At 65.1% G+C, this 22890-nt stretch carries 20 protein-coding genes; 8 read left to right on the top strand and 12 right to left on the bottom strand.

The genetic code is table 11. The features are described from left to right. Positions 1–120 precede the first annotated feature (120 nt). Complete coding sequence (locus ACVWZ4_RS07555; protein WP_456701253.1) at positions 121–1947, top strand: ABC transporter ATP-binding protein/permease; 1827 nt, start codon at positions 121–123, stop codon at positions 1945–1947. Positions 1948–1958: 11 nt separating this feature from the next. On the opposite strand, the gene ACVWZ4_RS07550 is transcribed toward ACVWZ4_RS07555, so the two are convergent. The 4 genes from ACVWZ4_RS07550 to ACVWZ4_RS07535 are packed head-to-tail and all read right to left on the bottom strand — an operon-like array spanning position 1959 to position 4785. After that, on the bottom strand, positions 1959–2240 hold the full coding sequence (locus tag ACVWZ4_RS07550; protein WP_456701254.1) for a hypothetical protein: 282 nt from the start codon (positions 2238–2240) through the stop codon (positions 1959–1961). Between the two features lie 23 nt (positions 2241–2263). Beyond that, positions 2264–2710, bottom strand: coding sequence for a GNAT family N-acetyltransferase (locus tag ACVWZ4_RS07545; RefSeq protein WP_456740008.1), 447 nt, complete (start codon positions 2708–2710; stop codon positions 2264–2266). Then, a complete protein-coding gene (locus ACVWZ4_RS07540) occupies positions 2710–3738 on the bottom strand; it encodes a peptidoglycan -binding protein (RefSeq protein ID WP_456701256.1) in 1029 nt (342 codons plus the stop codon). Before ACVWZ4_RS07540 ends, ACVWZ4_RS07545 begins: the two co-directional genes overlap by 1 nt. 24 nt (positions 3739–3762) lie before the next feature. Next, positions 3763–4785 carry a flagellar motor protein MotA gene (locus ACVWZ4_RS07535; RefSeq protein WP_456701257.1) on the bottom strand — a complete coding sequence of 341 codons (1023 nt, stop codon included), beginning with the start codon at positions 4783–4785 and terminating at the stop codon, positions 3763–3765. 236 nt (positions 4786–5021) lie between these two features. Between ACVWZ4_RS07535 and ACVWZ4_RS07530 the strand changes: the two genes are divergently transcribed. The 5 genes from ACVWZ4_RS07530 (at position 5022) to ACVWZ4_RS07510 (ending at position 12263) form a co-directional block, all read left to right on the top strand. Next, on the top strand, positions 5022–6053 hold the full coding sequence (locus ACVWZ4_RS07530; protein ID WP_456740007.1) for an SAM-dependent methyltransferase: 1032 nt from the start codon (positions 5022–5024) through the stop codon (positions 6051–6053). A 227-nt stretch (positions 6054–6280) separates the two neighbouring features. After that, a complete protein-coding gene (locus tag ACVWZ4_RS07525) occupies positions 6281–7474 on the top strand; it encodes an efflux RND transporter periplasmic adaptor subunit (RefSeq protein WP_456740006.1) in 1194 nt (397 codons plus the stop codon). 6 nt (positions 7475–7480) lie between these two features. Next, entirely contained in the window at positions 7481–10639 is a 3159-nt protein-coding gene (locus tag ACVWZ4_RS07520; protein ID WP_456740005.1) for a multidrug efflux RND transporter permease subunit, read from the top strand. Between the two features lie 124 nt (positions 10640–10763). After that, entirely contained in the window at positions 10764–11891 is a 1128-nt protein-coding gene (locus tag ACVWZ4_RS07515; RefSeq protein WP_456740004.1) for an AAA family ATPase, read from the top strand. A 120-nt stretch (positions 11892–12011) separates the two neighbouring features. Further along, positions 12012–12263, top strand: coding sequence for a hypothetical protein (locus tag ACVWZ4_RS07510; RefSeq protein ID WP_456740003.1), 252 nt, complete (start codon positions 12012–12014; stop codon positions 12261–12263). Between the two features lie 44 nt (positions 12264–12307). Here ACVWZ4_RS07510 and ACVWZ4_RS07505 read toward each other — a convergent pair whose 3' ends face one another. The 8 genes from ACVWZ4_RS07505 to tkt all read right to left on the bottom strand — a co-directional run bounded on the left by ACVWZ4_RS07505 (position 12308) and on the right by tkt (position 21883). Then, the gene (locus ACVWZ4_RS07505) at positions 12308–13093 is read right to left on the bottom strand and encodes an inositol monophosphatase family protein (protein WP_456740002.1); all 786 of its coding nucleotides are present in this window, start codon (positions 13091–13093) and stop codon (positions 12308–12310) included. A gap of 108 nt (positions 13094–13201) precedes the next feature. Further along, on the bottom strand, positions 13202–14296 hold the full coding sequence (locus tag ACVWZ4_RS07500) for an HcpA family protein (RefSeq protein WP_456736269.1): 1095 nt from the start codon (positions 14294–14296) through the stop codon (positions 13202–13204). Continuing rightward, complete coding sequence (locus ACVWZ4_RS07495; RefSeq protein ID WP_456701265.1) at positions 14293–14973, bottom strand: thiamine phosphate synthase; 681 nt, start codon at positions 14971–14973, stop codon at positions 14293–14295. The genes ACVWZ4_RS07500 and ACVWZ4_RS07495 overlap by 4 nt, the downstream gene beginning before the upstream one ends. Positions 14974–14976: 3 nt before the next feature. Continuing rightward, positions 14977–16002 (bottom strand): class I fructose-bisphosphate aldolase, encoded by a 1026-nt coding sequence (locus ACVWZ4_RS07490; protein ID WP_456740001.1) that lies wholly within the window; start codon positions 16000–16002, stop codon positions 14977–14979. A 286-nt stretch (positions 16003–16288) separates the two neighbouring features. Next, complete coding sequence (fba, locus tag ACVWZ4_RS07485) at positions 16289–17356, bottom strand: class II fructose-bisphosphate aldolase (RefSeq protein WP_092227131.1); 1068 nt, start codon at positions 17354–17356, stop codon at positions 16289–16291. Positions 17357–17407: 51 nt separating this feature from the next. After that, complete coding sequence (locus ACVWZ4_RS07480) at positions 17408–18604, bottom strand: phosphoglycerate kinase (protein ID WP_456701267.1); 1197 nt, start codon at positions 18602–18604, stop codon at positions 17408–17410. Positions 18605–18742: 138 nt separating this feature from the next. Beyond that, complete coding sequence (gene gap, locus ACVWZ4_RS07475; protein WP_456701268.1) at positions 18743–19750, bottom strand: type I glyceraldehyde-3-phosphate dehydrogenase; 1008 nt, start codon at positions 19748–19750, stop codon at positions 18743–18745. Positions 19751–19900: 150 nt separating this feature from the next. Then, on the bottom strand, positions 19901–21883 hold the full coding sequence (gene tkt, locus ACVWZ4_RS07470; protein ID WP_456701269.1) for a transketolase: 1983 nt from the start codon (positions 21881–21883) through the stop codon (positions 19901–19903). 326 nt (positions 21884–22209) lie between these two features. Here tkt and ACVWZ4_RS07465 point away from each other — a divergent pair, with 326 nt between their 5' ends. Next, positions 22210–22500 (top strand): DUF4164 domain-containing protein, encoded by a 291-nt coding sequence (locus ACVWZ4_RS07465; protein ID WP_092227135.1) that lies wholly within the window; start codon positions 22210–22212, stop codon positions 22498–22500. After that, positions 22497–22880, top strand: a complete 384-nt coding sequence (locus ACVWZ4_RS07460) for a cell division protein ZapA (RefSeq protein WP_456701270.1) — start codon at positions 22497–22499, stop codon at positions 22878–22880. Before ACVWZ4_RS07465 ends, ACVWZ4_RS07460 begins: the two co-directional genes overlap by 4 nt. Positions 22881–22890: the final 10 nt, after the last annotated feature.

The following is a 22890-nucleotide window of genomic DNA, read 5'->3' as shown; positions in this document are numbered from 1 at the left end:
CCTAAAACAAGCCATTGTCGGAACAGCAGAACCGGGTCCTCCCCTAAGGGACAACCCGGATTTGCCTCGCCTCCTCCCGGGGCCTATGTGGAGCGAAGTCTCTCTTTTGGTCGGATTCCAATGAGCGCAGTTGAACGGCTTGAAACCAGGCCCGCAGAAGCCCCGTCGATCGAGGTGGAACTGATCGAGCAGCCTGCGAAAGGCCGCGCCAGGCTGCGACCGCTGATGGCGCTCGCGCCTTACGTAGCCCGCTATCGCGGCCGCGCAGCGCTTGCTTTGGTCGCGCTGACGATCGCCGCGCTGACCACGCTGCTGGTGCCGGTCGCGGTGCGCCGGATGATCGATTTCGGCCTGACGCCTGAGGGCATCGCGCTGATCAACAGCTATTTCTCGGTGATGATCGCGGTCGTCGCCGTGCTCGCGCTCGCGAGCGCCTCGCGCTACTACCTTGTGATGACGATCGGCGAGCGCATCGTCGCCGATCTCCGGCGCGACGTGTTCGGGCACCTGCTGTCGCTGTCGCCATCCTTCTTCGATTCCGCGCGCAGCGGCGAACTGGTGTCGCGGCTCACCGCCGACACGACGCAGATCAAATCCGCGGTCGGGGCCTCCGTGTCGATAGCGCTGCGCAACCTGATGATGTTTTTGGGCGCGGCAGCCATGATGGTCATTACCAGCCCGCGGCTGTCAGGCTTCGTGCTGCTGGCGATTCCCGTGATCGTGCTGCCGCTGGTCGCGTTCGGGCGCTGGGTGCGGCGGCTGTCGCGCAACGCGCAGGACACGCTCGCCGATGCCTCCGCCTATGCCGGCGAACTGGTCGGCGCGATCCGCACCGTGCAGGCCTATACCAGCGAAGGGCTCGCCGCGAAGCGGTTCGGCGGCGAGGTCGAGCAGGCCTATGAGGCCGCCCGCACTTCGACCCAGGCTCGCGCGGTTCTCACCGCCATTGTCATCTTCATCGTGTTCGCTAGCGTGGTCGCGATTCTCTGGATCGGCTCGCATGACGTGCTGACAGGCGCGATCACGCCCGGCCGGCTCGGCCAGTTCGTGCTCTACGCGGCCTTCGCGGCCGCAGGCCTCGGCCAGCTCAGCGAGGTCTGGGGCGAGGTGTCGGCGGCATCGGGCGCCGCCGAACGCTTGTTCGAGATCCTGCACGTGAAGCCGGAGATCGCGGCACCCGCATCGCCGCGCGCATTGCCCGTGCCGGGGCGCGGCGAGGTCGGTTTCGATCACGTCAGCTTCGCCTATCCGGCGCGGCCCGACGTGAAAGTGCTGGATGCCGTGTCGTTCACGGTGCGGCCCGGCGAGAAGGTCGCGATCGTCGGCCCGTCCGGTGCCGGCAAGAGCACGATCTTTCATCTGCTGCTGCGCTTCTACGATCCGCGCAGCGGCGCGATCTCGCTCGATGGTGTCCCGGTGAAATCAGCCGATCCGCGCGATTTCCGGGCCCGCATCGCTTTGGTGCCGCAGGAGTCCAACGTGTTCGCCGCCAGCGCCCGCGAGAACATCCGCTTCGGCCGGCCCGATGCCGATGACGCCGAGGTCGAGCGTGCCGCCGATCTCGCGCATGCCAGCGAGTTCATCCGCCGCCTGCCCGAAGGCTTTGACACCCCACTCGGCGAGCGCGGTGTGACGCTGTCTGGCGGCCAGCGCCAGCGCATCGCGATCGCGCGCGCCATCCTGCGCGATGCGCCGCTGTTGCTGCTGGATGAAGCGACTTCCGCGCTGGACGCAGAAAGCGAGACGCTGGTGCAGACCGCGCTCGAGGAGCTGATGGCCCATCGCACCACGCTGGTGATCGCGCATCGCCTCGCCACCGTTCTCTCCTGCGACCGCATCCTGGTGATGGACCAGGGCAAGATCGTCGAGCACGGCACACATGCCGAGCTCGTGGCGGCGAACGGGCTCTATGCGCGGCTGGCGAGGTTACAGTTCGAGGGGGTGTGAGGTTTCACACCTCACGGGCACTTCGGCGAGCCCATCGGCACGTTCGGCCACGGCCAGTTCTTCCAGCTGCCGCCCTCGCCGATGCAGGCCGAGCCGCCGTTGGCCGGAGCCGGGCTGTCGGTCGGAGCAGGAGTGCTCGTTGGTGCAGACGGACCAGTCGTCTCACTTGCCGCCCCATTCGTCGCCTCGGACGGCGCCGCAAGCCGCTGATCAACGTAAACCGTCGACACATAGCCGGCGACGATGACGCCGAGAAACACCGAAGACCCCTTGGCCAGATCGCTCAGCCGCATCGATCCCCTCCATCTGCTTGCCGTCACGGCCGCCACACCATCTTCAGCACCGGCCGGCCCGATGTCGGGTTCACATCCTCGCCGGCATGGGCAAAGCCGTTGCGCTCGTAGAAGCGGATGGCCCGGGCGTTGTCCTTGTTGACGAGCAGCGTGACGCCTGAGGATGACAGGCGTTTTGCTTCGTCGACCAGCAGATGCGCCGCATCCGACCCCCAGTGATTGGGGTCAACCACAAGCTGGTCGAGATAACCTTCACCATCGATGGTCACGAAACCGGTCAGTGCGCCATCTTGTTCCGAGACCACGATTTGGGCCTTCGGCACCAGCTCGTTGCGCCAGCGCGCGCGCCACCAGCCCAGGCGCGCAGTGAAGTCGATCTGCGGATAGGCCTGCTGCCAGGTGCGAAGCCACAGCTCGATCGTCGCCGCTTCGTCGGAGTCCACATAGGGGCGAAGGCGAAGCGCGCTCACTACCGCTCCGTCAGCTTCAGCTCGATGCGGCGGTTGCGCTTGTAGGCCTCTTCGGTGTTGCCTGTGTCGAGCGGCTGGAATTCGGCGAAGCCGGCGGCTACCAGGCGCTGGGCAGGGACGCCGAGCGAGATCAGATATTGCACCACCGAGATCGCGCGCGCCGACGACAGGTCCCAATTCGACTTGAAGTTCGGGCCGTTGACCGGCCGCACGTCGGTGTGGCCGTCGACGCGCAGCACCCAAGCGATCTCGCTCGGAATCTTCTTGTCGAGCTCGATCAGCGCGGCCGCCACCGTGTCGAGCTCGGCCTTGCCCTCCGGCAGCAGCGTTGCCTGTCCGGTGTCGAAGAACACTTCGGACTGGAACACGAAGCGGTCGCCGACAACGCGGATGTCAGGACGGTTGCCGAGAATGGCGCGTAAGCGCCCGAAGAACTCCGAGCGGTAGCGCGACAATTCCTGCACGCGCTGTGCCAGCGCCACGTTCAGCCGTGAGCCGAGATCGGCAATGCGGTTCTGCGATTCCTTGTCGCGCTTCTCGCTAGCATCCAACGCCTCTTCGAGCGCAGCCAATTGCCGGCGCAGCGCGCTGATCTGCTGGTTCAAAACCTCGATCTGCGCCAGCGCCCGCGCCGAGACCGCCTTCTCCGAGTCCAGCGCCTTGCCGAGCTCGGCGGTCTTTCCTTGCGCGTCGTTACCGGCATTGGCCAGGCCCTCATAGAGGCCCTTCATGCGGTCGCGTTCGCTCTCGGCCGAGGCGAGGCCGGCCTTGAGCTGCGACACCTGGTCGTCGAGCGAGAGCTTGCCGAGCTTCTCCAGCGACAGCAGTTCGGTGAGCTGGGCGATCTTGGCGTTGAGCTGCTCCAGCGCCTTGTCCTTGCCGGTCACCTCCTGCGACAGGAAGAACTGCACGACCAGAAACACCGAGAGCAGGAACACGATGGAGAGCACCAGCGTCGACAGAGCGTCGACGAATCCGGGCCAGTAGTTGAAGGCGCCTTCGCTGCGGCGGCCGCGGGCTAGAGCCATGCTCGCCTCTCAAATGCTGATTGCTTAACTCTTCTCGGGCTGGCGCGCGATGCGCTCCAGCAGGCGGCGGATCTCGCGGTTCTGCTCGCCCTGGCCGTCGGCCCATTCGCGGATCATCTGCTGCTCGGTGCGCATATGCGAGACCAGCGCCTGGATCGCTTCGGCGAGGCTCGCCATGGCCGCCGTGGTGCCGCGGCTGGCGCTGCCTTCCTCGAGCACGGAGCGCAGGCGCTCGACGGCCGCCTGAAGCTCGCCGCTGGCAACGCCGCCGCCACTGCTCGCGACGGCGGCGACTTCGCCGCTGCCGTATTCGCGCACGGTGGTGGCGAGCCAGTCTTCGAGGTCGGTGTAGAAGCGGTTCTGCGCCTGGCTCGATTGCAGATCGAGGAAGCCGAGGATCAGGGAGCCCGCGAGACCGAACAGCGAGCTCGAGAACGAAATGCCCATGCCGCCGAGCGGGGCGGCCAGGCCCTCCTTCAGCGTGTCGAACAGCGCGCCGGCATCGCCGCCGACCTTGAGCCCGTCGATCACCTTGCCGACCGAGCCGACCGTCTCGATCAGGCCCCAGAAGGTGCCGAGCAGGCCGAGGAACACCAACAGGCCGGTCATGTAGCGGGAGATGTCGCGGGCCTCGTCCAGGCGGGTCGCGATCGAATCGAGCAGATGACGCATCGTCGTTTGCGTGATCGACATCCGCCCGGTGCGTTCACCGCCCAGGATCATCGCCATCGGCGCCAGCAGCTTGGGATGCCGGGCCGGTGCCAGGCCGGGATCGGCGATGCGGAAATTGTTGACCCAGGAGACCTCAGGATAGAGCCGGATGACCTGGCGGAAGGCCAGCACGATGCCGATGAACAGCACCGCCCCGATCAGGGCGTTCAGCCCGGGATTGGCGAAAAAGGCCTGGATGATCTGCTTGTAGAGCACCACGCCCACCAGCGCGCACAGCACCAGGAAAACCAGCATCCGCACCAGGAAGACGCTGGGGGAGGACAGTTTCGTGTACTCGATGTTGAGGGAGGAGCGGGGCGAGGCGCCTGGCGGCATGGCCGGTATCATCCGTTACGAAAGCTTGCTTGCATCCCACACTATGGCACAGCGCCCGTCCAAAAAAAGCGCCGGATGTGCGGATTTCGGGAAGGAGCCGCGGAACCCAAAGCTGAAACCGGGCTTTGATACGCCACATAGGCTGCAAAACTTCGGCATCCCGTAGGCTGGCCTCGGCTTTTGCGCGGCGATCGTGCTGCTTCCGGCCGCCGGGACCTGGCCAGGGGAGGGGCTGCGTGAGCGTTGTTTCCGCGATCATGGGGACTGCCGAACGCGTGCCCTTGCCCGACGTGGTGGTCCGCGCCGCAATCCAGGGCCTGTGCTCCCGCACCGCAACCCGCCTCGCGGCGCTTGATGCGGTCGACGATGCCGCGTTCGCCGGCCGGATGATGTTGCGGCCGATCACCGGAGACGGCGCTGGCATTGAGATGAGGAATGTCGAATTGCCTGCGTCCTTCTTTGCGCAGGTGCTGGGCCCGAACCGCAAATACTCCTCCTGCTTCTACAAGACCGATGCAACGCCGCTCCAGGAAGCTGAGGAGGAGGCATTGCGCCAGACCGTCGCGCATGCCGGCCTCGCCGACGGGCAGACCATCCTCGAACTCGGCTGCGGCTGGGGCTCGCTGTCGCTGTGGATCGCGCGGCAGTTTCCGCATGCCAAGGTGACGGCGGTGTCGAGCTCGCGATCGCAGCGCGCCTATGTCGAGGAGATCGCGCGCCAGCGCGGCCTGCTGAACCTGCGCGTCGTCACATCAGACATGAACGTGTTCGCGCCGGAGGGCCAGTACGACCGCATCGTCTCGGTCGAGATGTTCGAGCACATGATGAACTGGCGCAAGCTGATGACGCGCGTGCGATCATGGCTGGCGCCCGACGGGCGCTTCTTCATCCACATCTTCACCCATCGCGCCGGCTCCTATGTCTTCGACCGCACCAATCGCGAAGACTGGATCGCGCAGCATTTCTTCACCGGCAGCGTAATGCCGAGCCATCAGCTCGTCAGGCAATATGATGATATCTTCCGGGTCGAGAAGGAATGGCGCTGGAGCGGCGCTCATTATCAGCGAACGGCGAACGACTGGCTCGCCAATTTCGACGCTCATCGCGACGCGATCGAATCCTCCTTGCGCAAGATCTACGGTGATGACATCGCGTCGTGGATGCGGCGCTGGCGCTGGTTCTTTCTCGCCACCGCAGGCCTGTTTGGTTATGCCGACGGAACGGAGTGGGGCGTCAGCCACTACAGGATGAAGGCGGCGGTCAACTGAACGCGATGTTCTGTCGCAGCGGGCCGTGACGGAACCTGACTCACAATCCGGTGAATCCAAAAAATCAGCCTGAAGTCAGCGCCATAGCGGCGTGTGACATTGAGCCGCCCGCGCGATCCGTTGCGTCGCGGCGCGTCCATTCTATTTTGGCGGCACCAGTCGCGATAGTCCAGAACGGGCTCGCGCGACGCTCGATCGGTTTCAACAATCTTGGGGCACGCTACTTCATGTCAGGACTTCGAGCGCGATCGGCATGCGTTGCAATGATGCTCGCGGCCTTTGCGCCGCTGCTATCGGCTTGCGACGAATCTTCGTCCGCCGTCTCTGCCGCGCAGCCTGTCGAACCCGATGTCAGCATCGTCACGGTCAAGCCGCAACCGCGCGCCGTGGTTCGTGAGCTGCCGGGTCGGATCTCGCCGACGCGCGTTGCCGAGGTGCGGCCGCGTGTGTCAGGCATCGTGGTCGAGCGGTTGTTTCGCCAGGGCGGCGAGGTGAAGGCGGGCGATCCGCTCTATCGCATCGATCCGCGTCCCTTCGAGGTCGAGGTGATGGCCAACGAGGCGGCGCTCGCCAAGGCCGATGCTGCGTTGAAGCAGGCGCAGCAGCAGGCGCGCCGCATCGCGACGTTGACCAGCCAGCGCGCCGCGCCCGAAGCCGAGAACGAAAAGACCATCGCCGCCGAGCTACAGGCCAAGGCCGAAGTGGAAGGGCGCAAAGCCGAGCTCGCGCGGGCAAAGCTCAACCTCGATTATGCGACCGTGCGCGCGCCGATCGACGGCGTGGTCGGCGCGGCGCTGGTCAGCGAAGGCGCGCTGGTCGTGCAGAACGAGACCAATCTCGCCACCGTGCAGCAACTCGATCCCGTCTATGCCGACTTCACCCAGTCGGTGACGGAGCTCAATCAGCTGCGCCGCGCTTTCGAGAGCGGCGATCTCGATCGCATCGCGGCCGATGCTGCCAAGGTTCGCCTCGTGCTCGACGACAACACCACCTATGGGCTGGACGGCAAATTGCTGTTCTCCGATGCCAAGGTCGATGCCCATACCGGCCAGGTGACCTTGCGCGGCGAGTTCCGCAATCCCAGGGGCGAACTGCTGCCCGGCATGTATGTCCGCGTCCGCACCGAGCAGGGCCTCGATAGCGACGCCATCGCAGTGCCGCAGCAGGCCGTCCAGCGCAACGGCGGCGGCGGCAGCCAGGTGTTCGTCGTCAAGGGCGACAATCGCGTCGCGGTGCAGCCGATTCGCACCGGTTCGGTGCAGGACGGCGTCTGGTTCGTCACCGAGGGCCTGAAGGCCGGCGACAAGGTCGTGGTCGAAGGCTTCCAGAAGTTCGCAGCCGGCGACAAGGTCAAGCCGCAGTCCTGGTCCGAGGCCGAGGCGGGCGCGGACGTCAGGCACACGCAGCAGGCCACGCGGTAACGCCGCATGCCGAGCTTCTTCATCGACAGGCCGATTTTCGCCTGGGTCGTCGCGCTGTTCATCTGTCTGATGGGCGCGATCTCGATCCCGCTGCTGCCGATCGCGCAATATCCGATCATCGCGCCGCCCTCGATCTCGATCTCGACGAGCTACCCGGGCGCGTCGCCGGAAAACCTCTACAACAGCGTCACGCGGCTGATCGAGGAGGAACTGAACGGCGCCTCCGGCATCCTCAACTTCGAATCCACCAGCGACTCGCTCGGCCAGGTCGAGATTACAGCCAATTTCCAGCCGGGTACCGATACCAGCGCGGCCTCGGTCGAGGTGCAGAACCGCATCAAGCGCGTCGAGGCGCGCCTGCCACGCGCGGTGATCCAGCAAGGCATCCTGATCGAGGAAGCCTCGAGTGCGGTGCTTCAGATCATTACATTGAATTCGACGGACGGCAGTCTCGACGAAGTCGGTCTCGGCGACTTCATGATCCGCAACGTGCTCGGTGAAATCCGCCGTATCCCCGGCGTCGGCCGTGCCACGCTCTATTCGACCGAACGCAGCCTTCGCGTCTGGGTCGATCCGGCAAAACTCGTCGGCTATGGGCTGACCGCTGACGACGTCAACAAGGCGATATCCGCTCAGAATGCACAAGTTGCCTCTGGCAGCATCGGCGCCGAGCCGTCGGCCGCGACCCAGCGCACCTCGGCTTTGGTGTTGGTCAAGGGCCAGTTGGCCTCGCCGGATGAATTCGGCGCCATCATCCTGCGCGCCAACGCGGACGGTTCGACCGTGCGGTTGCGTGACGTCGCCCGGATCGAGGTCGGCGGTCTCAGCTACCAGTTCAACACTCGCCTTGACGGCAAGCCGACCGCGGGTCTATCCGTGCTGATGTCGCCGACCGGCAACGCGCTGGCGACCGCGAGCGCGGTCGAGGCGAAGATGAAGGAGCTGTCGCGCTTCTTCCCGGCCAACATCTCCTACGAGATCCCCTACAACATCACGCCCGTGGTCGAGGCCTCGATCAAGAAGGTGCTGTCGACGCTGTTAGAGGCCGTGGTGCTGGTATTCGTGGTGATGTTCCTTTTCTTGCAGAACATCCGTTACACCATCATCCCGACCATCGTGGTGCCGGTGGCGTTGCTCGGCGCCTGCACCACGCTGCTGCTCGCCGGCTACTCCATCAACATGCTCGGCATGTTCGGCATGGTGCTCGCGGTCGGCATCCTCGTCGACGACGCCATCGTCGTGGTGGAGAACGTCGAGCGCATCATGGCGGAGGAAGGCCTGTCGCCGAAGGACGCGACGCGGAAAGCCATGTCGCAGATATCAGGCGCGATCATCGGCATTACGCTGGTGCTGATGGCGGTGTTCGTGCCGATGGCGTTTTTTCCTGGCTCGGTCGGCATCATCTATCGCCAGTTCTCGGTGACGATGATTGCAGCGATCGGCTTCTCCGCCTTCCTGGCGCTCTCGCTGACGCCGGCGCTGTGTGCGACCTTGCTCAAGCCTGTCGCGGCCGGCCACGGCCATGCGAGGCGCGGCGTGTTCGGTTGGTTCAATCGCATGCTCGAAGGCGGCAAGGAAGGTTATTCCCGCACGGTCGGTTTCTCGCTCAAGCGCACCGGCCGCCTGATGCTGGTCTATGCTGCGCTGCTGGTTGGCCTGTCCTGGGCCTTCGTCAGCCTGCCCGGCGGCTTCCTGCCCGTCGATGACCAGGGCTTTGTCACCACCGACGTGCAGGCGCCGTCCGACTCCTCCTACGGCCGCACCGAGGCCGTGATCGAGAAGGTGGAAAAATATTTGGCGCAACGGCCGGGTGTCGATAACGTCACCTTTCTTACCGGCTTCAGCTTTTCCGGCCAGGGCATGAACACTGCGCAGGCCTTCATCACCTTGAAGGACTGGTCGGAGCGCGGGCCGAAGGATTCAGCGGCGGCTGTTGTCAATGACATCAACCGCGATCTGTCCGCCTCGATCCGCGACGCCAAGATCTCGGCGCTGCAGCCGCCGCCGATCGACAATCTCGGCAACTCCTCCGGCTTCTCGTTCCGCCTGCAGGATCGCGGCCAGAAGGGCTATCCGGCGCTGATGAAGGCCGCCGACCGGTTGGTCGCGGAGGCCAATGCCAGCCCGGTGCTTCAGAAGGTCTATGTCGAAGGCCTGCCCGAGGCCGGCGTGGTCAATCTCGTGATCGACCGCGAGAAAGCCGGCGCCTTCGGCGTCACCTTCGAGGACATCAACAATACGATCTCGACCAATCTCGGCTCGAACTACATCAACGATTTCCCGAACCGCGGCCGCATGCAGCGCGTCGTGGTGCAGGCCGACAGCCGCGACCGCATGAAGACCGAGGACATCCTCAACTACAACGTCAAGAACAGCCGCGGCCAGCTGGTGCCGTTCTCCTCCTTCGCCACCGTCGAATGGTCGCGCGGCCCGACCCAGATCGCCGGCTTCAACTATTATCCGGCGGTGCGCATCTCGGGCGAGGCGAAGCCCGGCTTCACCTCGGGCGATGCCATCGCCGAGATGGAGAGGCTCGCCGGCAAGCTGCCGCGCGGCTTCGGCTATGAATGGACCGGACAGTCCCTCCAGGAGAAGCTGTCGGGCTCGCAGGCGCCGTTCCTGCTGGCACTCTCCGTTTTCGTAGTGTTTCTGTGTCTCGCGGCACTGTACGAGAGCTGGACCATCCCGCTCGCGGTGCTGCTCACCGTGCCGCTTGGCATCGTCGGCGCCGTGGTCGCGGCCATGTTGCGCGGCCTGCCCAACGACGTCTATTTCACCGTCGGCCTGATCACCATCATCGGCCTCGCCGCCAAGGATGCGATCCTGATCATCGAGTTCGCCAAGGATCTGCGCAAAGAAGGCAAGCCGCTGGTGGAAGCGACGATCGAAGCCTGCCGCCTGCGCTTCCGCCCGATCCTGATGACGGGTCTTGCCTTCATCTGCGGCGTGCTGCCGATGGCCATCGCCCACGGCGCCGGCGGCGCCAGCCAGCAAGCGCTCGGCTCCGTCGTGATGGGCGGCATGATCGCCGTCGTGATCCTGGCGCTGCTGATGGTGCCGGTGTTCTTCGTCTCCGTGCAGCGTGTGCTGGCGGGGGACAGGGAGAAGGAAGAGAAAAAGGCTGAGACGTATGGACCGCCTGCGCCGGCGGGAGCCGGCCACTAAGGTCCAACAGGCCTTCGGCTTGCTTTCCCTGAGGCGTCGATCCAGACTGCATCCCTGGATTGAAAGGATGTGCACTCGCGCACCACCGCGAATGCACGTAGAGCCTGCCCATTGAGAGCGTGTGATGCGTCTGACCGACATTGCGATCTCGAACTATCGCTCTATTAGGCGGCTCTCCATACCAATCCACCCGCTGTCCGTCTTTGTCGGCGAGAATGGCGTCGGCAAATCCAACCTCTACAAGTCCCTGTCGCTGTTGCGCGACGCGGCGACCGGGCGGATCACGCGCACGATCGCCGACGAAGGCGGATTGAATTCGGTGTGCTGGTCCGGGCTCCGCAAACGCGGTGAAGACGGACGGCTGCGGTTATCAGCCAGATTCGACAGCATCAGATATTCCATTGAGCTCGGATTTCCCGCCCCGCTCGAGGCGGCGTTTTCCGGCGAGCCGATGATCAAGAGCGAAAGCATCGAGGCGACGCGGGGCAAGCGCACCGTTCAAATGATGGAACGAAAGAATTCGCTCGTCAGCGTCCGCGGCGACAGCGGCGCATGGATAAACCACAAGGATGCGGTGTTGCCGTCAGAGACGGCGCTTGCGGGCTTTTCCGATGGCCAGGAATGCCCTGAAATCCAATTGGTCAGAGCCGCGATGCTGGGCTGGCGGTTCTATCATGACTTCCGTACTGATCCGGCCTCACCGATACGTAAGCCCTGTCTGGCGATCACGACGCCTTCGCTCAGCGCCGATGGCACCGATTTGGCCGCGGCGCTGGCGACACTTTATACAATCAGGGGAGATGCCACCGACCTGCAGGACGCAGTCGAGGATGCATTTCCGGGCGCTGAGCTCCGCGCCTGGGAGGAAGGCGGCCTGTGTGATTTTGACCTGCAACTGACGGATATGCCGCGGCCGTTCAGGGCTCACGAATTGTCCGACGGGACGCTGAAATACATTTGCCTGCTCGCGGTGTTCATGGGCTATCGATTGCCGCCGTTCATTGCACTGAACGAACCCGAGACCAGCCTGCATCCGTCGCTGCTGGCGCCATTGGCCCGGTTGATCGTCAGGGCCTCACGCCGCGCCGACATCTGGATCGTCACCCATTCGGAGCAACTGATGGAGGCGTTGCGAAGCGAGAGCTCGGTCCCGCTTCGCCGGGTGATCAAGGCGAAAGGCGCCACGACGATCGAGGGCCTGACCCTCGGCGGTGAATATCGCGAGGAGGAATCGGAAGACGACGATTCTTGAGTTCTGCAGATCGAGCCGTCGCCCGTATCCTTACGAAAGCTTCATCTTTCTCCGAGGGAACCGAACGCCGAGCAATCTGCTTGCACGCGGGGTTCGGGGTTCCACGGAGAAATCGTCCGAATGTTGCAGAAGATGCTTGCCGCTGCCGCCGTCGGCACCGGCGTGCTTGTGATGTCGAGCTTCACCGCGTCGGCGGCGATGGTCTGCCGGGGCCACACCTGCTGGCATACGCATGAGGCCTACGAGTTTCCGCACGAAGCGGGTGTCGTCGTCCATGAGGACAATTGGCACTGGGGTCCGCGCGAAAAGTTTGCCTTCCGCGAGCACGAGGGCCGCGGCTATTGGCACGGCCGCAAATGGGTGGCGTGGTAAGAGGCTGCGCGATGTGAGTCTGCAGGCCGCAATTGCGCGGCCTCCTACTTCCGCAAAATCTTCACCAGCTCCCCGTGCACGAATTCATTCCCGCACACCACATGCCCGGTCACCAGTGGATCGCCTGGGGTCGCGATATCGCTCACGGTGCCACCGGCTTCGCGCACCATCAGCACGCCGGCGGCGATGTCCCAGGATTGCAGGTTGCGCTCCCAATAGCCGTCGAGGCGGCCGGCGGCGACGAAGGCCAGGTCGAGTGAGGCGGCGCCGAAGCGGCGCAGGCCTGCGACACGGTCCTGGATCGCGGCCATCTCGCGGCGGAATTCCTCGTGGTCGCCGCGGCCGATGTGGGGCAGGCCGCAGGCCACGACGCATTCGTGGAGCTGGCGCCGGCCGGCCACGCGCAGGCGCTGGTCGTTGAGGAAGACGCCCTTGCCCCGCTCGGCGATGTAGAGCTCGTCATTGGCGGGGTTGTAGATCACGCCCGCGATGATGGTGCCCTCGCGCACGAGCCCGATCGAGATCGCGAATTGCGGGATCCCGTGCAGAAAGTTGGTGGTGCCATCAAGGGGATCGACGACCCAGGTGTGGCTCTTGTCGCTGCCCTCGCGAGTGCCGCCTTCCTCGCCGATGAAGCCGTAGCCGGGCCGCGCCTTGGAGAGGTCCTGGTAGAGGATCTCCTCGGCGCGCTTGTCCGCGAGGGTGACGAAATTGGCCGGGCCCTTGAGCGAGACCTGGAGATGCTCGATCTCGCCGAGATCGCGCTTGAGGCTGCGGCCGGCCCGGCGCGCGGCTTTGACCATGACGTTGATAGTGGCGGAATACAGCATGAGATCAGTCTTTGACGGGGGAGGGGCGCGGAACCACGCCATTTGAGGAGATGGGGTGCCTCGCGAGGGGGCAAACGTCAAGTCATTGCGTCAAGTCATTGCCTCAGGTCATCGTGCCCCAAGCCATTTTTTGGCCGCGGCCTCCGCCTTGGCGCGGTCGTCGGCCGGCAGCTCGGAAAACTGCTTGTCGAGCTCCGGGTCGCCCTTGCCGGCGGTTTTGGCGACCAGATGCCATTTGAATCCCTCGACCTTGTCCACCGATGTGCCCATTCCGTTGATCAGGACCCAGGCGAGGCGGTTCTGGGCAATCGCGCTGCCCTGGCGGGACGCCTTGCGCAGCAACGCGACGGCTGCGGGCTGGTTCTGGGGCGTGCCGGTGCCGTTGAACAGGGCTATGGCATATTCGACCTCGGCATCCACATTGTCGGCCAGCGAGGCGGCCTGGAGCAGCCGCACCGACCGTTCGAGGTCCTTCGGCACTCCGGTGCCTTCCTTGTAGAAGGTCGCAAGCGCGTATTGCGCCTCCGGCAAGCCGGCATCGGCCGCCTGGCGCAACAGCTCGGCGGAGCGATTGACGTCCTGCGGCAGGGTTTGTCCGTCGAGATAAAGCAAAGCGAGGTTATAGGCCGCCTTGGGCTCGCCGAGCTTGGCGGCGGAAGCCATCAGCTTGACCGCCTCCCCCTTGTCGACCGGGCCGCCGCGGCCGGCGATGCGCAGCATGGCGAGCGCGAACATCGCCTCGCGGTCGCCGGCATCGGACGCGCGCTTGTACCACTCGATCGCCTTGGCGTAGTCGCGCCTGATCCCCATCGCATTGGAATAGAGCTCGCCCAGCATGGTCATCGCCTTGGCGTCGCCGGTCTTGGCGCGCGCGCTGGCGAGTTCGAAGGCGGTCTTGTACTGGCCGCGCTGATAGGCGCCGAACACCAGATCGACGTTGGGATTGTCGGGGGCTGGTGCGGGGATCACCGTCGCAGGCAGCGCCGGGGTCGGCGACGCCGACGGCTTTGGCGCTGGCGCGGCTTCCTTCTTCTTGGTGATCGTGTGCGGCGCGACCTTGGGCTTGTCCTTGGCCGGCTCTTTAGGCTTCGGCTTCTCAGCCGGAGCGCTCGGGATGGTGGCCGGCGGCGTGATCTGGAGCTGCGCGAGCGCGGGTGTCGCCAGCAGCAGCGTGGTCAGAAGGGTGATGCGCGGGAGCGTCATGCCGGGCGCTGGCTCTGACCCGCCGCAACAGCCGTGAAGGCCTTCTTGATCGCGCCGTCGGCCTCGATCAGGGCGGCCTTGGGCCCGCGCGGATCGGCCCAGATGAAATCGCCGACCAGCACGAAATCGGCGCCGCTGGCGGCGAAGTCGTGAGCCTCTTCCAACGAAATGGCGTAGCCGACGCAGGGCGGCTCGAACAGCTCGGCCCACCAGTCCAGCCGCTCCGCGATCGCCTGTGACGACGGCCGCTGTCCCTTCGCGTCCGGCTCGCCGAACAGCAAATAATCCGCGCCGATCTCGCCTGCATCCATGGAATGGTGTCGCGTCGTCAGCCCGCCGACGCCGGCGATGCGATCGGGTTTGAGCGATGGCAGCGCCTCTTTCAGCGCGGCGATACCGGGCAGATGCGCGCCATCGGCGCCGCCGCGCGCGACGATTTCAGGATGGCCGTCGACGAGCAGGGCCGCGCCCGCATTCTGCACGACCGGCGCCAGCGCCTTGATCCGCGAGATCATGGTGCGCTGGTCGGTCTCCTTCAGCCGCACCAGCACGGCCGCGACATCGGCTGCCGCGAGCAGGTCAGGCAAGCCGGCGAGGAGCGCGGCGGGATCATCGACCACGGGCGTCGAGAGATAGAGGCGCGGCGCCGGGCGCGGCGGAGGCGGTTTGTTCGACAAGATCTAGGCTGCCTTCTGTTCCAGGCTGCTTTGCCATTCGCCCCGGGAGGCGAGGCCGTTCATGCGGGCGCGATGGCTGAATGCGTTCTGCCCGGCCGTAACATTCTCAGGCCGACCCGACCAGGCCTTCTGCGGCGCGGCCTGCAGCGCCCGGCCGTAGGAGAAGGTCAGGCCCCAGGGCAGCGGACCGAGCTTGTGCATGGCGTTGAGATGCGCGGTCGCCTCTTCGTCCGACTGGCCGCCGGAGAGGAAGGCGATGCCGGGCACCGCCGCGGGCACGCAAGCCTTCAGCAGCCGGATCGTCTTCTCGGCGACCTCCTCGACGGAGGCCTGCTTTGCGCATTTCTTGCCCGAGATCGCCATGTTCGGCTTCAGCACCATGCCCTCGAGCGCGACGCGCTGCAGGCGCAGCTCCTGGAAGGTCTTGTTGAGCACGCGTGTCGTCACATCATAGCAGCGATCGATGTCGTGATCGCCATCCATCAGCACTTCAGGCTCGACGATCGGCACGATCTGCGCGGCCTGGCACAGCGCGGCGTAACGTGCCAGTGCGTGGGCATTGACGCTGATCGCGGTCATCGAGGGGATGCCGCTCGCAATATCGATCACGGCGCGCCATTTGGCGAAACGCGCGCCGCGCTCGTAATATTTCTTCAAGCGTTCGGCGAGCTTGTCGAGCCCCACGGTGACGAGTTCGCCCGGGCACATCGGCAGGGCTTGCGTGCCCTCGTCGACCTTGATGCCGGGAATGGCGCCGCTACTCTCGATCAGCTTGACGAGCGGCGTGCCGTCCTTTGCATCCTGCCAGATCGTCTCGTCATAGAGGATCACGCCGGAGATGTACTGGCTCATGGCCTCCCTCGCGCGGAACAGCATCTCGCGATAGTCGCGACGGTTGGCTTCGGTCGATTCCACGCCGATGGCGTCGAACCGCTTCTTGATGGTGCCGGAGGATTCGTCGGCGGCAAGGATGCCCTTGCCCGGCGCGACCATGGCGGTCGCAACCCTGTTGAGCTCAGTCAGATTCATCGAGAGGTCCTCCCAAAACGATTCTGCCCTTGCCTGTGAAGTTAGACCGTTCTCGGGCTATTGCCGAGTTAACGTTGGTCGCAGGGTAACGGGGGGAGGCCGGGGTTGTTCGGCTCTCCCCGCTTGCGGGGAGAGGCCGGAATGCGCGCGATCAGCGCGGATTCCGGGTGAGGGGGACTCTCTTCGCGAGTCCACTGCCAGCGCCCCTGGGAAGACCCACCTCTCCCCGCAAGCGGGGAGAGGGGGAGGATAGAGCGGTTCAAGCTTACGCCACCTTCGCGATCGCTTACGCGACCTTGGGATCCAGCTCGCCCTTGGCGTAGCGCTTGGCCATCTCGGCGGGGGTCAGGATCTTCTTGAACTTGGCGGCTTGCCCCGCGGTATTGAACTCCTGGAGCCGCTGCTTGCACAGCTTGGTCATGGCCTCCATCGCCGGCTTCAGATACTTGCGCGGATCGAACTCTTCCGGATTGTCCTTGAGCACTTTCCGGATCTGGCCCGTCATGGCCATCCGGTTGTCGGTGTCGATGTTGATCTTGCGCACGCCGTTCTTGATGCCGCGCTGGATCTCGGCAACAGGCACGCCCCAGGTCGGCTTCATCTTGCCGCCATAGGCGTTGATGATGTCCTGCAGGTCCTGCGGCACTGAGGAGGAGCCGTGCATGACGAGATGGGTGTTCGGCAGCTTGCGGTGGATCTCCTCGATCACGTTCATGGCGAGGATGTCGCCGTCAGGCTTGCGGGTGAATTTGTAGGCGCCGTGAGAAGTCCCCATGGCGATCGCGAGCGCGTCGACCTTGGTCTCCTGCACGAACTTCACGGCCTCGTCCGGATTGGTCAGCAGCTGGTCGTGGCTGAGCTTGCCTTCGGCGCCGTGGCCGTCTTCCTTGTCACCCATGCCTGTTTCGAGCGAGCCGAGGACGCCGAGTTCACCCTCGACCGAGATGCCGCCGAGATGGGCCATGTCGGTCACGGTCTTGGTGACGCCGACATTGTAATTCCAGTCGCCCGGGGTCTTGCCGTCGGCCTTCAGCGAGCCGTCCATCATCACCGAGGTGAAGCCGGCCTGGATCGCGGTCATGCAGGTCGCGGCCTCGTTGCCGTGATCGAGATGCACGCAGACCGGAATGTGCGGATAGATTTCGGTGACCGCGTCCATCATGTGCTTGAGCATGACGTCGTTGGCGTATGAGCGGGCGCCGCGCGAGGCCTGGATGATGACGGGCGCGTCGACCTGGTTGGCCGCGTCCATGATCGCCAGCGCCTGCTCCATGTTGTTGATGTTGAAGGCCGGTACGCCGTAATCGTTCTCAGCCGCATGGTCGAGCAATTGACGCAACGTGATCCGAGCCATCTGTCATTTCTCCCTTTGGGCCCTCAGGGCCGCTTGCTTCTCGTCGGCGAATTACTTGGTGCGCAGAACTTCGACGCCGGGCAGAGGCTTGCCCTCCATCCATTCAAGGAATGCGCCGCCGGCGGTCGAGACATAGGTGAACCGGCCGGCAACCTGGGCCTGGTTGAGGGCAGCCACAGTGTCGCCGCCGCCCGCGATCGAAACCAGCTTCTTGGCCTTGGTGCGCTCCGCGGCGTGCTTGGCCGCAGCGACCGTGCCGCGGTCGAACGGCTGCATTTCGAAGGCGCCGAGCGGCCCGTTCCAGACCAGCGTCGCAGCATCGTCGATGGCCGCGTGGATGCGCGCGATCGACTGCGGGCCGACGTCCAGGATCATGCCGTCGGCCGGGATCGCATCGAGGCCGTAGGCGTGCGAGGGCGCATTCGCCGCGAAGTGATAGGCGACAGTGGCGTCGACCGGCAGGATGATGGCGCAGTTGGCGGCGTCCGCCTTCTCCATGATCCGCAGTGCGGTCGGCGCGAGGTCCTTCTCGGCCAGCGACTTGCCGACGCCGACGCCCTGGGCGTGCAGGAAGGTGTTGGCCATGCCGCCGCCGATCACGAGCGCGTCGACCTTGGTGACGAGGTTTTCCAGGAGATCGATCTTGGTCGAGACCTTGGCGCCGCCGATGATGGCGATGACGGGCTTGGTCGGCGAGCCCAGCGCCTTCTCGAGCGCATCGAGCTCGGCCTGCATGGTGCGGCCGGCATAGGCCGGCAGCTTGTGGCCGAGGCCTTCGGTCGAGGCATGGGCGCGGTGCGCGGCCGAGAACGCGTCGCTGACCCAGATGTCGCCGAGCTTTGCCAATTCTGCGACGAAGGCCGGATCGTTCTTCTCTTCTTCTTTATGGAAGCGGGTGTTTTCCAGGCAGAGGATCTCGCCGTCCTTCAGGGCTGCAACCGCCTTGGCGGCGGGCTCGCCGATGCAGTCGTCGGCGAACGCGACAGGCTTCTTCACGACCTGCGCCAGCGCCTGCGCGACCGGCAGAAGCGAATCCTTGGCGTCGCGGCCCTTGGGCCGGCCGAAATGCGCGAGCAGGATGACCTTGCCGCCCTTGTCCGAGATTTCGGTGATGGTCGGCGCGACGCGCTCGAGCCGGGTCGCGTCCGTGACGCGGCCGTTGTCCATCGGCACGTTGAGATCGACGCGCAGCAGCACGCGCTTGCCCTTCACGTCGACGTCGTCGAGGGTGCGGAATTTGTTGGTCATCTCTGACTCTCTTGTCCCGGGCGCATTGCGGCACGAAGCGCCGCTGTGCAGAACCGGGACCTACGCTGGAGGAACATGGGTCCCGGATCTGCGAAGCAGCGTTTCACGCTGCGTCGCGTCCGGGACACGAGAGCGGAGTTAGATCACCTTCGACATCGCAACGGCGGTGTCCGCCATGCGGTTCGAAAAACCCCACTCGTTGTCGTACCAGGACATCACGCGCACCAGCGTGCCGTTCTGCACCTTGGTCTGGTCCTCGTGAAAGGTCGAGGAGTGCGGATCGTGGTTGAAGTCGATCGAGACGTTCGGCGCGTTGGTGTAGCCGAGCACGCCCTTGAGCTGCTGCTCCGAGGCGCGCTTCATCGCCGCGTTGATTTCCTTGGCGTCGGTGGCGCGCTTGGCGACGATCTTGAGGTCGACGACCGAGACGTTCGGGGTCGGCACGCGGATCGCAACGCCGTCGAGCTTGCCCTTCAACTCGGGCAGCACGAGGCCGATGGCCTTGGCGGCGCCGGTCGAGGTCGGGATCATCGACATCGCAGCCGCACGGCCGCGGTAGAGATCCTTGTGCAGCGTGTCCAGGGTCGGCTGGTCGCCCGTGTAGGCGTGGATCGTGGTCATGAAGCCGGTCTCGATGCCGACGAGGTCGTTCAGCACCTTGGCGATCGGCGCGAGGCAGTTGGTGGTGCAGGAGCCGTTGGAGACGACCATGTGATCTTTGGTCAGCGTCTCGTGGTTGACGCCGTAGACGATGGTGGCGTCGGCGCCGTCAGCGGGCGCGGAGACCAGCACGCGCTTGGCGCCGGCGGTCAGATGCGCGGAGGCCTTGTCCTTCGAGGTGAAGATGCCGGTACACTCCAGCGCGATGTCGACGCCGAGATCCTTCCACGGCAGCTTCGAGGGATCGCGCTCGGCGCTCACCTTGATCTTGCCATTGCCGAGGCTGATCGAGTCACCCTCGACCGTCACCGTGCCGGGGAAGCGGCCATGGACGCTGTCGTAACGAAGGAGATGAGCGTTGGTCTCGACCGGGCCGAGGTCGTTGATGCCGACGACCTCGATGTCCTTGCGCCCCGACTCCGCGATCGCCCGCAGGACGTTGCGGCCGATGCGGCCAAAACCGTTGATTGCCACGCGGACTGCCATGTTTCGTCTCCTTCAATGACCGTTGTCATCCCGCACAGCGCGCTTCTAACGCGCCGGCGAGGGTTTTTTAGGGGCGGACGCCCGGTTCGGCCGGGCGGTGCTTGATCATATGGAAGACTACGTAGTCCTTTTTTCGGGCAAGCTCAACTCTCAGGAAACGCGCTTCACGACGGCGTTAACCGCAGCCTCGGCGGTAATGCCAAAGTGTTTGAAAAGGTCCTTTGCCGGCGCGCTGGCGCCAAAGGAATGCATGCCCACGAATTCGCCATCCTGGCCGATCACGGCGTCCCAGCCCCAGCGCACGGCCGCCTCGATCGCGACCTTCACCGGCGCATGGCCGATGATGGCGGCACGCTTGGCCTCTGGTTGCGCTAACAACAGCTCGAGCGAGGGCACCGAGACCACCCGCGACGCGATGCCGCGCTCGGCGAGCTGCTTCTGGGCGGCCACCGCGATCTCGACCTCGGAGCCGGAGGCGAACAGCGTCGCCTTGGCTTCACCCTGGGCTGCAACCAGTTCGTAGGCGCCTGATTGGCAGGCGTTCTCGTTGGCGGTGGTGCGGAGCTGCGGCAGGTTCTGCCGCGTCAGCGCCAGCACGGTCGGGCCATCGATCCGGTTCAGGGCAAGCTCCCAGCACTCGGCGACCTCGATGGCGTCGCAGGGGCGGAACACGCGCATGTTCGGAATCGCACGCAGCGCTGCGAGATGCTCGACCGGCTGATGGGTCGGACCGTCTTCACCAAGGCCGATGGAATCGTGCGTCATGACGTAGACGACGCCGGCGCCCATCAGCGCGGCCAGCCGCATCGCAGGGCGCGCGTAGTCGGTGAAGACGAGGAAGGTCGCGCCGTTCGGCGCGAAGCCGCCGTGCAGGAAGATGCCGTTCATCGCAGCCGCCATGCCGTGCTCGCGGATGCCGTAATGGATGAAGCGGCCCTTCGGCGTCTTGGCGGAGAAGGCGGTCGCCGACTTCGCCTTGTTGTTGTTGGAGCCGGTGAGGTCGGCGGAGCCGGCGAGGAATTCCATCGGCATCGCGCCGGCGATCACCTCGATGACGGCTTCCGACGATTTGCGGGTGGCCGCAGTCATCGGTTTTTCCAAAAGCTCCTTCTTGTAGGTGCGGAATGCCTTGGCGAGCGAGGCCGGTCGCTCATGACGCAGGCGGCGCTCGAACTCGGCGCGCTTGCGGCTGCCGAGTTCGCCGAGCCGCCCTTCCCATTCCTGCCGAGCGGCTGCGCCGCGGCTGCCGGCTGCGCGCCAGGCCTTCAGCACGTCGTCGGGCACGGAGAACGGCTCGAGCGAGATGCCGAGATTTTCCTTGGCGGCCTTGAGCTCGTCGGCGCCGAGCGCTTCGCCATGCGCCTTCGCGGTGCCGGCCTTGTGCGGCGCGCCGAAACCGATGGTGGTGCGGCAGGCGATCAGCGTCGGCTTGTTGGACTTTTGCGCGCGGGTGATCGCAGCCGCGATGGCGGCCTGATCATGACCGTCGATCTTCTCGGCGGCCCAGCCGGCCGACTTGAAGCGCTTCACCTGGTCGACCGAGTCGGAGATCGAGGTCGGGCCGTCGATCGAGATGCCGTTATCGTCGTAGAGCACGATCAGCTTGCCGAGCTTCCAGTGGCCGGCCATCGCGATCGCTTCCTGCGACACGCCTTCCATCAGGTCGCCGTCGGAGGCGATCACATAGGTGTGGTGATCGACGATCTTCCTGCCGAACTCGGCGGCGAGCATCTTCTCGGCGAGCGCCATGCCGACCGCGGTCGAGATGCCCTGGCCGAGCGGGCCGGTGGTGGTCTCGATGCCCTTGGTGTGGAAATTCTCGGGATGCCCCGGTGTCAGCGAGCCGAGCTGGCGGAAGTTCTTGAGCTGGTCCAGCGTCATCGCTTCGTTGCCGGTCAAGTACAGCAACGCGTAGAGCAGCATCGAGCCGTGGCCGGCCGACAGCACGAACCGGTCGCGGTCGGGCCAGTCGGTTGCAGCCGCATCGTATTTCAGGAATTGCGTGAACAGCACCGTGGCCATGTCGGCGGCGCCCATCGGCAGGCCGGGATGGCCCGACTTCGCCTTCTCGACGGCATCCATTGCGAGGCCGCGGATTGCGTTGGCCATGCGGTTGTGGTCGACCTGCGTCATGTCTGAAATCCGTCTGAAATGAAGCGCTTGGCGGCGGTTCGCCCGCGCGGAAAGGAGCCTTTCGGCCTCGGAAGGTCGGGGCTGGGATAGCATCTCGGTTCCGGCAGGCCAAGGCAATCAAACGCGCCACGACCCGAAAAGCTGCTTATCGGTGCATAGTTTCGCGGCGACGTTGCGCTTGGCTAGCTTGCCACGTAAATTTCTGCTTCTAACCGCTTGCCGAACCGAGTCTTTTGCCGGGCGGCAGGCCCCCGAGGTAAAGGTTACGCAAGCCCACAGGTTCCGCCGCTGACTGCATGAACGATCGCGTTTCCAAAAGCTCTGCCATGACGGAGTCCTCCGCCGTCGAGATCGAGATCGCGACCCGTAGACTCACGGCGGCACTCGACGCGCTCGAAAGCGCGGTCGAGCGGCGGCGCGACGCCGACCGCGATGAGAACGAGCTTGCGACGCGAATCCAGGCGCTGGGCGCAGACCGCTCGCGCTTAGCCGACGAGCTCGATGGTGCGCTGATGAAGGCGCGCAAGCTCGAGCGCACCAACCGCGAGATCTCCGACCGGCTGGACTCCGCGATCGTGACGATACGCTCGGTGCTCGATACCGGAGAGGACGGATGAGCCACATCAACGTCACCATCAACGCCCGGCAATACCGCATGGCCTGCGAGGAAGGCCAGGAGGTGCGGCTGTTGAAGCTCGCCGAAAGCCTGGAGACGCGGATCCAGTCGCTGCGTGGGAAATTCGGTGAGATCGGCGATGCGCGACTTACCGTGATGGCGGCGCTGACCGTCTGCGACGAGCTGGTCGACGCCGGCAATCGCATCCGCACCATGGAGCAGGAGCTGGTCGAGCTCCGCGATTTCCGCAACGCCGCCGTCGAGCGCGCCCGGATCACGCAGACCGCCGTGGTCAACGCGCTGAACGCAGCGGCGGAGCGTATCGAGAAGTCGACGCAGGTGTTGAACCGGACCGTCGGGAATGGAATTGCGATCGGGTGATGGTCTCCTC

The organism is Bradyrhizobium sp. USDA 4472, assembly GCF_054058595.1.
This window is presented reverse-complemented; position numbering and strand designations above follow the sequence as displayed.